The organism is Methanoregula sp., from assembly GCF_049686655.1.
Taxonomy (GTDB): Archaea; Halobacteriota; Methanomicrobia; order Methanomicrobiales; family Methanospirillaceae; genus Methanoregula.
This window is the reverse complement of the sequence record NZ_JBAVIG010000023.1, coordinates 1-2,199: the sequence shown is the minus strand read 5'-3', so window position 1 is coordinate 2,199 and position 2,199 is coordinate 1. Positions and strand designations below refer to the sequence as shown.

2 protein-coding genes are annotated in these 2,199 nt (G+C 53.9%); both read left to right on the top strand.

The genetic code is table 11. The features are described 5' to 3' along the window. Positions 1-705, top strand: a 705-nt coding sequence (locus WBL42_RS03185; protein WP_424719822.1) for a PKD domain-containing protein, incomplete at its 5' end; no start/stop codon positions are given. Between the two features lie 107 nt (positions 706-812). After that, positions 813-2,199: type II/IV secretion system ATPase subunit (locus tag WBL42_RS03180; protein ID WP_424719821.1), on the top strand; the 1,387-nt coding region annotated here is incomplete at its 3' end.

Sequence of the window (2,199 nt, the reverse complement as noted above, 5' to 3'; positions counted from 1 at the left end):
ACCACCGGCCCGGTACCACTCTCCGTCAGGTTCACCGACACTTCGACCGATCAGCCCGTCTCCTGGCTCTGGAACTTCGGTGATGGGAGTGCCTCGACCTTACAGAACCCGGTGCATACGTTTACCGCATCGGGAACATATACCGTGAGACTTGATGCAACAAACAGCCTGGGCTCCTGCTGGAATACGACCGGGATCTCGGTATCATCACTGGCAGCATCTTTTACCCAGAATCAGACTACCGGCCTTGCACCACTCTCCGTCCAGTTCACTGACACCTCAACCGATCAGCCTACCTTATGGAATTGGAACTTCGGTGACGGGGGCACTTCCTCCCTCCAAAACCCGATACATACGTACACGACAGCAGGGATTTATACGGTAAACCTCAATGCGACCAACGGATATGACGGGTGGATAGATGCCCCTTCAGAAAGTATCACGGTCTATTCTTTGCCCGCTGTATCCTTCACGGCAAGTCCGCTGACTGGACCCTCGGGAACATCCGTGCTTTTCAATGATCAGAGCACCGGCTTCCCCTCCCCTGAATCCTGGAACTGGGACTTCGGCGACGGGTACACCAGCACCCAGCAGAATCCCTCGCACCAGTATGTTAATGCCGGGGCATACAATGTCAGCCATTCAGCAACAAGTGCGCAGGGCACCACGTGGCTGAACAAGACCGCTTACATCACCATATCATGACACCCAGACCCTTGTCAGGCCGGCTTTCATCATTGTTCAGCACCGGAGGAGAGCCAGACGCTTCCCGGGCGGATACTGATGCAGATGATACGCCATCCCCCGCCAGCATGCAAAAAGAAGATCACGGAAACTACGAACCTGACCTTGGAGACGAGGAGATTGGCCGCCAGCAGGAAAACCGGCGACCCGGTTCACGGATACAGAAGTTTTTCCTTTACTTCATTGAACCGGAACTGAAGCCGGAACAGCTACCTGATGTCTCCCGGACACAGGTAAAGAAACCACGGGAAAAAAAGCCCTCCGTCCCTGTCAAAGAGAGAATCAGGGAACAGCTGGCCTCCCTGAGAAAATTGGGCCTGAAAATATCCCTCTATTTCATAGAACCCGTTGAAGAGAGGACAGCAGGTATACAGGCCGAAGAGGTGCAGGCACTTCCGGAAACTGCGGCTGAAACCCCCCCTTCCATACCGGATCAGGCTGACCTGGCGCTATCTGTTACCGATGTGGTTCAGGCACCTAACAAACAAGTTTCCCCTCCCTCAGTTATGCAGAAGATCCGGTCATTGCTGGCACCCCCGGAGCAGAAGGAGATCCAGACGCTCGATTTCGATCCGGGTGTCCTTGACACCCCCTCCCTTGAAGGATCGTTGCGCGATGTCAATATCACCTACCTGATCGATCCCCCCTACCAATACGTCCATATCGAGTATAACAAAAAAGAGGGGTCCTTGATATATGACGTGGTCGAGCCGCAGCTCTCCGATGATGAGAAGGTCGCCCTTGATATTATCGAGCGCGCCTTTGAGAAACTGGTGAGCACAAATCTCGAAATTATCGAGGGCGATCGGCGGACTGAATACCTCCGGGAACGGTTCTACTCACTGGTCAACATCTTCGGGCTCAAACTCACGGAGCACCAGAAAGAGCGGATGTTCTTCACCCTCAAACGGCAGTATCTAGGATACAGCCGCATCGACACCCTGATGAAGGACAAATACATCGAGGATATCAGCTGCAACGGCTCAGATATCTTCCTGTACGTACAGCACCGTATCTACGGCTCAATCCGTACTAACGTGAAATTTGGCGAAGTCGAGCTCAACAACTTCGTCCTGAAGCTGGCACAGGTCGGCGGCAGGCATATCTCGCTCCTCCAGCCCATCCGGGATGTTTCGCTGCCGGACGGGAGCCGCGGGAATCTGACCCTCGGCGGCGAAGTAACCAGGAAAGGATCGACGTTTACCATCCGTAAATTCCGTGCAAACCCCATCTCGCCCATTGAGATGATGGACTATCACTCGGTCGATGCAATGGAGCTCGCGTACCTGTGGATCCTGATGGAATACAAACGCTCGATCCTCGTCTCAGGGGGAACGGCGACCGGGAAGACCACATTTTTAAACGTCCTGTGCAGTTTCATCCCACCCGAGTACAAGATCGTTTCCATCGAAGACACCGCCGAACTCAACCTAATGCACCCCAACTGGATCCAGT